At 59.2% G+C, this 9,012-nt stretch carries 7 protein-coding genes; 6 read left to right on the forward strand and 1 reads right to left on the reverse strand.

From position 1 onward, the window contains the following. Window positions 1-207 precede the first annotated feature (207 nt). The 5 genes from RGM3321_RS02965 to RGM3321_RS02980 all read left to right on the forward strand — a co-directional run bounded on the left by RGM3321_RS02965 (window position 208) and on the right by RGM3321_RS02980 (window position 7,403). Window positions 208-3,120 (forward strand): aminotransferase, encoded by a 2,913-nt coding sequence (locus tag RGM3321_RS02965; protein ID WP_244391523.1) that lies wholly within the window; start codon window positions 208-210, stop codon window positions 3,118-3,120. A 344-nt stretch (window positions 3,121-3,464) separates the two neighbouring features. Further along, window positions 3,465-4,343 carry an N-carbamoylputrescine amidase gene (aguB, locus tag RGM3321_RS02970; RefSeq protein ID WP_004654103.1) on the forward strand — a complete coding sequence of 293 codons (879 nt, stop codon included), beginning with the start codon at window positions 3,465-3,467 and terminating at the stop codon, window positions 4,341-4,343. 5 nt (window positions 4,344-4,348) lie between these two features. Further along, on the forward strand, window positions 4,349-5,455 hold the full coding sequence (gene aguA / locus RGM3321_RS02975) for an agmatine deiminase (RefSeq protein WP_244391524.1): 1,107 nt from the start codon (window positions 4,349-4,351) through the stop codon (window positions 5,453-5,455). A 324-nt stretch (window positions 5,456-5,779) separates the two neighbouring features. Further along, a complete protein-coding gene (locus tag RGM3321_RS28355; protein WP_279613886.1) occupies window positions 5,780-5,911 on the forward strand; it encodes a hypothetical protein in 132 nt (43 codons plus the stop codon). Between the two features lie 217 nt (window positions 5,912-6,128). Then, window positions 6,129-7,403, forward strand: a complete 1,275-nt coding sequence (locus tag RGM3321_RS02980) for an OprD family porin (RefSeq protein WP_244391526.1) — start codon at window positions 6,129-6,131, stop codon at window positions 7,401-7,403. Between the two features lie 271 nt (window positions 7,404-7,674). On the opposite strand, the gene RGM3321_RS02985 is transcribed toward RGM3321_RS02980, so the two are convergent. Next, complete coding sequence (locus RGM3321_RS02985) at window positions 7,675-8,169, reverse strand: hypothetical protein (RefSeq protein ID WP_244391529.1); 495 nt, start codon at window positions 8,167-8,169, stop codon at window positions 7,675-7,677. A 160-nt stretch (window positions 8,170-8,329) separates the two neighbouring features. On the opposite strand from RGM3321_RS02985, the gene RGM3321_RS02990 reads away from it, so the two are divergent. Then, on the forward strand, window positions 8,330-8,893 hold the full coding sequence (locus RGM3321_RS02990; RefSeq protein WP_244391527.1) for a GNAT family N-acetyltransferase: 564 nt from the start codon (window positions 8,330-8,332) through the stop codon (window positions 8,891-8,893). The last annotated feature ends 119 nt before the right edge of the window (window positions 8,894-9,012 follow it).

Genomic DNA, 9,012 nt, shown 5'->3' on the forward strand with positions numbered 1-9,012 from the left:
GCAGCATAGCGCTTGAGCGCATATGGCGGGATAAGGCCATTAAACCCGAGCAGGAGGTTGAATAAAACACTGGCGGGTTTCCGACACTGAAGTGCTCGTGCTGATGGGGGGTGCAGAGCAATCCCCCGGTAATGCCCTTATAGTTGCGCCACTGCCCATGACGCCTTGCTCGATGAGCCGGGCCTTCCAACAAGAACGAGGTTCTCCATGCCGCTTGCCACGCTCATCCGCCGGTCCAGTCTGCCTTGCCCCGAGGTGAGCGTGGATCAGGCGCTGCAATTGCTCGCGCAGCATTACGGCTTGAGCGGCATGCTGAAAGCGCTGGGCAGCCAACAGGATCGCAACTTTCTGCTTGAAACCGACACGCGGCGTTATGTGCTGAAAATCTGCCACGGGGCCTATTCGACCACTGAACTGAACGCCCAGCACGCGGCGCTGCAACACCTGAGCAGCCACAGCGCCGTTGGCGTGCCCGGCGTGGTTGGCGCCAATGACGGCGAGCAATTGTTATCCATCAGGATCGACGGGCAGGCGCTTCACGTGCGCTTGCTTGAATTCATTGATGGGCAGTCATTGGGGCACGCCGGGCATCTGGGCCATGAGGTGGTGGTCGGGTTGGGCGAGCTATGTGCCCGTGTAGACATGGCACTGGCGGGTTTCGAGCATCCCGGCCTGGAACGCATTCTGCAATGGGACCCGCGCCACGCTCATGCGCTGATCAAGCACCTGCTGCCGGTGATCAAGGACGCCGACGCTCGCGCCTGTGTCATCGAGGCCGGTGAACAGGCTCATCGTCGTTTGTTGCCATTGATAGCAGCGCTGCCGATACAGGCGGTGCATCTGGACATCACCGAGCACAACGTGGTCTGGCTGCGTGATGCACAGCGCCAATGGCAATTGCAGGGGTTGATCGACTTCGGCGATCTGGTCAGCAGCTGGCGAGTGGCCGACCTGTCGGTCACCTGCGCGGCGCTGCTGCACCATGCCGACGGCGACCCGCTGTACATCCTGCCGGCCATTCGTGCCTACCACGCTCTCAATCCGCTGAAGACTGAAGAATTGCAGGCGCTCTGGCCGCTGATCGTCGCTCGATCCTCGGTGCTGGTGCTCAGCAGCGAACAGCAGGCCAGCATCGAGCCGGACAACGCGTACATCCAGGCCAACCTTGCCGGGGAATGGAGCATCTTCGACGTCGCCACTTCGGTGCCGATGGCGCTGATGGAAGCGGCGATTCTGCAGGCCGTGGGTGTGGAATTTCCGTCTGCCGGTCAGCCCGCTTACCAGCCTATGCTGCCCGCTCTAAATGGACTCAAGCCGACAGTGGTGGATCTGGGCGTGCTCAGTGAGCACTTTGTAGCAGGCAACTGGGAGCAAAGTGGCATTGATGAATACCTGCTCTCCCAGGCTGCGGGTGACGATGGTCTGGCGGCCAGCCGCTTTGGGGAATACCGGTTGTCGCGCACCTTGCCTGACAGCGCGAAGGAGCCCGAAACCTTCGCCCTGCACGTTGAATTGCATGTGCCCGCCGAAACAGCGCTGCATGCACCGTTCAACGGCACTCTGCGTCTGACCGCAGATGCTGCATTGCTGCTGGTCGGGGAAGGCATAAGTTTGAAGCTGTGGGGCGTGCTGCCCGATGCTTCACTGGCTGATCAAGTCTCAGCAGGCACGTCGATCGGGCAGGGCGGTGGTTCGCTGTTGTTGCAACTGTGCACCATGGCAGACCTCAGCCCGCCGCTGTTCACCACACCTGCCTGGGCGGCAGCCTGGCGCACAGTGTGCCCGTCGCCATCGGCTTTGCTCGGTTTTGATTGTGACGCACCAGCGCTCGCAGACGCCGCGCAATTGCTGGCGCGGCGTGATGCCAGCTTCGCCCGCTCGCAAAAACACTACTATCAGGCTCCGCCGCAGATCGAGCGTGGCTGGCGCAATCACCTGATCGACATGCAGGGCCGTTCCTATCTGGACATGCTCAATAACGTCGCGGTCCTCGGCCACGGCCACCCGCGCATGGCCCATGAGGCGGCTCGTCAGTGGTCGCTGCTCAACACCAACTCGCGCTTTCACTACGCGGCAATTACTGAGTTCTCCGAGCGTTTGCTCAAGCTGGCACCCGAGGGCATGGACCGCGTGTTTCTGGTCAACAGTGGCACTGAGGCCAACGACCTGGCAATCAGGCTGGCCTGGGCCTACAGCGGCGGACGCGACATGCTGAGTGTGCTGGAGGCGTATCACGGCTGGTCGGTGGCGACCGACGCCATTTCCACTTCGATTGCCGACAACCCGCAGGCGCTCAGCACCCGCCCGGACTGGGTGCATCCGGTCACCGCGCCCAACACCTATCGCGGGCCGTTCAGGGGCGCGGACAGTGCGCCTGAGTACGTGCGCAGTGTCGATCAGGCCCTTGCCACGCTGGCTGAGCAGCAACGGCAGGTGGCGGGCTTCATCTGCGAGCCGGTGTATGGCAATGCGGGCGGGATTTGCTTGCCTGCCGGCTATCTGCAACAGGTGTATCAGAAGATTCGCGCTGCGGGTGGTGTATGCATTGCCGATGAGGTGCAGGTGGGTTACGGCCGTCTGGGGCATTACTTCTGGAGCTTCGAAGAGCAGGGCGTGGTGCCGGACATCATCAGCATGGCCAAGGGTATGGGCAACGGCCATCCGTTGGGCGCGGTCATCACCCGTCGTGAGATCGCCGAGGCGCTGGAAGCCGAGGGCTATTTCTTTTCCTCATCCGGTGGCAGCCCGGTCAGTTGCCGTATCGGCATGGCGGTGCTGGACGTCATGGAGGAAGAAAAGCTCTGGGACAACGCCCGGCTCGTGGGCGATCACTTCAAGGCGCGCCTGCTGGCACTGGCCGATAAACATCCGCTGGTAGGCGCGGTACATGGCATGGGGTTTTATCTGGGCATGGAGCTGGTCCGCGACCGTCAGACCCTCGAGCCCGCCACAGAAGAAACCGCGCAGCTTTGCGAACGCCTGCGTGAACTGGGCATCTTCATGCAGCCGACCGGTGACCATTTGAACATCCTCAAAATCAAACCCCCGATGTGCACGACCCGGCAAAGCGTGGATTTTTTCGTCGATAACGTATCGAAGGTGCTGCGCGAACTGGAATAGAGGACGCAGAGCGTTCAGAACGGCATACCCACGCGGAGCATGGGTACGATAGGTGGTGCCTGACGGGGCACTACCGCCATACCCGGATCTGTTTTTGATTCTGGCCGAAGGCCGTAGGAACGAACTTGTTCGCGAAGGGCCGTCGCGTCACACCCAGCTCGTAGGAATGAGCGCGGTCATGAGTCTTAAGCGGATTAATATCGGTAAAATCTACAAATGAATTCATGGTAAGCAAATAATAAGCTTTTAACACCGATTTATATCCGCTATAAAGATGTTCATAATCGTCATCGCCTGTCTGTTATGGTGTTAAGTCCTTTGTACCCGCCCCTGGAGATATTTTCATGAGCCGTATCGTTTCTGTCGCTGCTACCCAGATGGCCTGTTCCTGGGATCTGGAAGCCAACATCGAGACCGCTGAAAAGCTGGTGCGTGAAGCTGCCGCCAAGGGTGCACAGATCATCCTGATTCAGGAACTGTTTGAAACCCCGTACTTCTGCCAGAAGCCGAACCCGGACTATCTACAATTGGCGACTACTATCGAATCCAACGTCGCAATCAAGCATTTCCAGAAACTCGCCAAAGAGCTGCAAGTTGTTCTGCCGATCAGCTTCTTCGAGCTGGCCGGGCGTGCACGTTTCAACACCATCGCGATCATCGATGCAGACGGTACTAACCTGGGCATCTACCGCAAGAGCCACATCCCGGACGGCCCCGGCTACCACGAAAAGTACTACTTCAACCCGGGCGACACCGGCTTCAAGGTCTGGCAGACCCGCTACGCGAAAATCGGCGTCGGTATCTGCTGGGACCAGTGGTTCCCGGAGTGCGCACGCAGCATGGCGTTGCAGGGCGCAGAAATTCTGTTCTACCCGACCGCCATCGGCAGCGAGCCGCATGACAAGACCATCAGCTCGCGCGACCATTGGCAGCGCGTGCAGCAAGGTCACGCCGGCGCGAACCTGATGCCGCTGATCGCCAGCAACCGCATCGGTAACGAAGAGCAGGATGGCTACGACATCACCTTCTATGGCTCGTCGTTCATCGCCAACCAGTTCGGTGAAAAAGTCGCCGAGCTCAACGAAACCGAAGAAGGCGTGCTGGTCCACAGCTTTGACCTCGACGAGCTGGAGCATATTCGCAGCGCGTGGGGCACGTTCCGTGATCGCCGCCCGAACCTGTACGGCGCGGTGAAGACCCTCGACGGTTCGCTGGAGTCCTGATCGTCATGACCACGCTCAATAGCACGCCACGCGCCGACGGTTTCCACATGCCTGCCGAATGGGCACCGCAAACCCAGGTCTGGATGGTCTGGCCCGAGCGCCCGGACAACTGGCGCCTGGGCGGCAAGCCCGCCCAGGCCGCCCACGTTGCCATCGCCAAGGCCATCGCCCGCTTTGAGCCGGTTACCGTGGGAGTGTCTGCTGCGCAGTACGACAACGCTCGCGCACGGTTGGACATGCCGAACATCCGGGTCGTGGAAATGAGCAGCAACGACGCCTGGGTGCGTGACAGCGGCCCGACGTTCGTCATCAACGAGCGTGGCGAAGTACGCGGTGTTAACTGGGAATTCAATGCCTGGGGTGGCTTCGACGGCGGGTTGTATGCGCCGTGGAATCTGGACTCTCAGCTGGGCAGCAAGGTACTGGAAATCGAGCGCTGCCCGCGTTACGTCACCGAAGGCTTCGTGCTGGAAGGCGGCTCGATTCACGTCGACGGCGAAGGCACGCTGATTACCACCGAAGAGTGCCTGCTCAATCGCAACCGCAACCCGCACCTGACCCGAGAACAGATCGAAGCAATCCTCGGTGATTATCTGGCTGTGGATAAAGTCGTCTGGCTGCCGGATGGTCTGTTCAACGACGAAACCGACGGGCATGTGGATAATTTCTGCTGCTACATCCGTCCGGGTGAGGTGTTACTGGCTTGGACCGATGATCCCGAAGACCCCAACTATTCACGTTGCCATGCGGCGCTGGGTATTCTGGAAAACACACTGGATGCAAAGGGGCGCGCGTTTATCGTTCATAAAATGCCGATTCCTGGCCCATTGTTCGCCACAGAAGAAGAATGTGCAGGCGTCGATCAGGTGCACGGCAGCCAGGAACGCAACCCTTCGGTGCGTTTGGCCGGGTCCTATGTGAACTTCCTTATTGTCAATGGCGGCATCATTGCGCCGAGCTTCGACGATCCGCTGGACGAAAAGGCCCGCGAGATCCTGCAAACGCTGTTTCCAGAGCACGAAGTGGTGATGGCACCTGGCCGCGAATTACTGCTGGGTGGCGGCAATATCCACTGTCTGACGCAGCAGCAACCGGCGCCTCACAACGCCTAGTTAGAAATAACTAGTAACATCCGATAGGGGCAACTGGTCCCGTTCTTGCTGTACCAAGCCCATCACCCGATGGGCTTTTTGTTTTTACCTGTCGAGTAACATCCTGTAACAGATGCGCAGGGCGCTAGCCCTGAAGCAGGTTGGTAAACCTTCGTCTTCTTAGCTTGACTGTCATATGGCGTGAGTAGATTTAGCCCCTCATGAAATCAAGAGGTTTTCGTTATGAACGCAGGTATGAACCAGCAGCGTGCTCGTGGTTTTTCTGCTTCTCTCAGTAACGAGGCCCGCCAGTTAGTGGCGGATTGGTTAAGGATGACCAGGCCCGTGAAATCCAGACCGGATGTTCGCGCAATGTTGTTACAGCGTTACCCGGCGGGTTTGCTCAACGATGCCGAGCTCGAAGCGTTGCTCCGCGTGTTGACCGAGCGTGTTGATTGCTCCGACAACCTTGGCTGAGCCGCTCTAGGCCGGCCATCTGCGTGTTTGACACCCCCATGCGTCGGGAATAGGATTCGCGTCCCACCGCCTGCGGCCCAACCCTTTACGTCGTGCATCGGCAGTCCACTGCGATGAATTCGCGGCCCCCTCTATACTGCTTGTTCAGAGGCTGGAGGCCCCGATAGCCATTGGCTGTCGCTGCAGCGCGTGTCAATTCGCAGAAAAGGAAGACAAGATGCTTAACAAACGTATGGGCATGTTCGCTTTGGGCATCATCAGCGCCAGTCAGGCCATGGCCGAAGGACAGGCAGACTCAAAGGGTCTCGTCGAAGACAGCAGGCTGATCGTCAACCTGCGTAACGCCTACATCAATCGCGACTACAAAAACGACCGTGAAGACAAGTCCGAATGGGGCCAGGCTTTCATGGGCAACTTCGCGTCCGGTTTCACTCAGGGCACTGTGGGCGTCGGCGTTGATGCCTTTGTCCTGTACGGCATCCGTCTGGATGGCGGCAAGGGTCGCAGCGGCAATGGCGGCATCGACTTCTTCAAGCAGGGTGACAGCGGCGCTGCTGCCGATGACCTGTCCCGTGCAGGCGCGGCGGTAAAGGCCCGTATCTCCAATACCGTCATCAAGTACGGCGACCAGATGCCTCAGTTGCCGGTGCTCAGTTACGACAATTCCCGTCTGCTGCCGGAAAGCTACACCGGCACCATGATCACCTCCAAAGAGATCGACGGGCTTGAAGTGGTTGCCGGACGTTTCACCCAGGAGGCGCGTAAAAGTGCTGAGGGTCGCGACAGCGGTGATCTGAAAAGCATCAACGTCTACGGTGCCAGCTACAAGTTCACCGATGCATTCAGTGCCGCTTTCTACGCCTCCGACAACGAAGACGTGTTCAAGAAGCAGTACGTCAACCTGAACTACGTCTTTGCCCTGCCGCAAGATCAGTCGCTGACCTTCGACTTCAACGGCTACAAGACCAAGCTGGACAAGGACTTCACCACCAGCGATGCGCGTGACAACAAAATCTGGAGCCTGGCCGCGACCTGGGCTGTGGGCATCCACTCCTTCACCCTGGCACACCAGCGCAGCACCGGCGACATGGGCTACGCCTACGGCGGCTATCGCAACGATGGCGGCTTTGGTGATGGCGGCAACACCATCTACCTCGCCAACTCCTACTGGTCCGACTTCAACGGCAAGGACGAGCGCTCGTGGCAGGCGGCCTACGGCGTTGACCTGTCCGGTCTGGTCCTGCCCGGTCTGAGCTACAAAGCGGCTTATGTACGCGGCGACAACATTGACGACGGCACGCCTGGAAGCGGCGATGGCACCGAACGCGAGATCTTCAGCCAACTGACCTACGTGGTTCAGAGCGGCCCGGCCAAGGACCTCTCGATCCGCCTGCGCAACTCGTTCCTGCGCGTCTCGGATGATGCGTTGGCGTACAACAGCGAAGGCAACGAGACACGCATCTTCGTTGACTACCCGATCAACGTTTTCTGATCCGGGGGCGGCGGCCTGACAAAGACCGTCGCCTGAATCCTGATCGTGCCCATGCTCCAGCGCTCATCGCTATACAAGTCTGCTTTTGATTCTGGCCGGAGGCCGTGGGAGCGAACTTGTTCGCGAAGAGGGCTGGATAATCGCCGAAAATGCATGACTGAAACACCGTTCGTGCTCCAGCGTGGGCATACCTTCCCTGACGCTCTCCGTCACATCTACCCATCCCAAGTCTGTCAGTCACGTCAAAGAACATGACAGGGCCGCACCTGACTCAGTCCGCAATCAACTGAACAAACACTGCGAACCCGCCGAAGAATACCCAGAAAAAGCTGAACAGCCAAGGACTGCGCTTGGAGAACAGCAAGGACTTTTTCGGCCCGGTTTCGCTGGATTCCCAATCGCTGAACAACGGTGAGTCGTCATAGGTCAGCCCGATGACCGGCTCGCTGAGCAGCAGTTGCGCCTGTTTGTGGTGCCAGTGCTGGATGATGTCGCACGCCGCCCGAATACCCGGCCAGGCGAACAGCGTACTAAGCAGCCCCAGCAAGGCCAGCATCGGCGGCACTACCAGCGTAAACATCGCGCCCCAGGCCGTATTCATGTTGGCCATCGAAGACGCGTAGGCGATCACCAGGAATGACTGCGCCGACAAATAGGCGTTGGTGCGGTTGGAGAGGTTGGTGGTTTCGTAATGAATTTCGCGTCGATAAAAATCCAGCCGTTCCTTGGGCGAGCCAAACAATTTGACTTGCTGCTCATCCACCACACTTTGGGGTGTCTGATCCGTAATGATTCTGGGCACTGGGGTTTCCGATGTATAAAAGATGCTGGATAGACCCTCGCCTGCAGCCAGCAGTTCGACTTAAATCCCCGGCATACGGGACCGTTCATCCAGTGAGCATCGTTCGATGAATAGGGACATCGTCATGACCATCACCCCCACGCTGCACACCGAGCGTCTGCTGCTGACGCCACTGCAGCTCGAGGATGCGCCTGCGGTTCAGCAACGCTTTCCGCTATGGGACATCGTGCGCTACCTGAACAACCGCGTCCCCTGGCCTTATCCACAGGACGGTGCGCTGCGCTACATTCAGGACGTCGCACTGCCCGCCATAGCAAACGGCACCGAGTGGCACTGGATGATCCGCCTGCAGACCGCGCCCCGCGACATCATCGGCAGCATCACCCTGATGACCCATCCCGGCAACAACCGCGGCTTCTGGCTGCACCCGGACTGGCAAGGCCACGGCTACATGAAAGAGGCCTGCCGCGTGATCAATCGACAGTGGTTCGACGTGATGGGCATGCCCCTGATGCAAGTGCCCAAAGCCGCCCCCAATGAAGCTTCGCGGCGCATCTCGATCAGCGAAGGCATGCGCAAAGTGAGCACGCAGGAGGGGGAGTTTGTTGGTGGACGGTTTGAGGTGGAAATTTGGGAGATGACGTGGGAGGAGTGGTTGGCGCGAGCGCTGCAAGCAGGCACTTTGTAGTGGTCAACTTTTTCCGGACACCTCAATCGGTGATCGTCAGGCCGCTTGCCGCTCATACTGATTGGGCGGCACGTAGCCCAGTGTCGAGTGCAATCGCCCCTCGTTATAGAACCGCACGA

The organism is Pseudomonas sp. RGM 3321, assembly GCF_022836805.1.
Taxonomy (GTDB): domain Bacteria; phylum Pseudomonadota; class Gammaproteobacteria; order Pseudomonadales; family Pseudomonadaceae; genus Aquipseudomonas.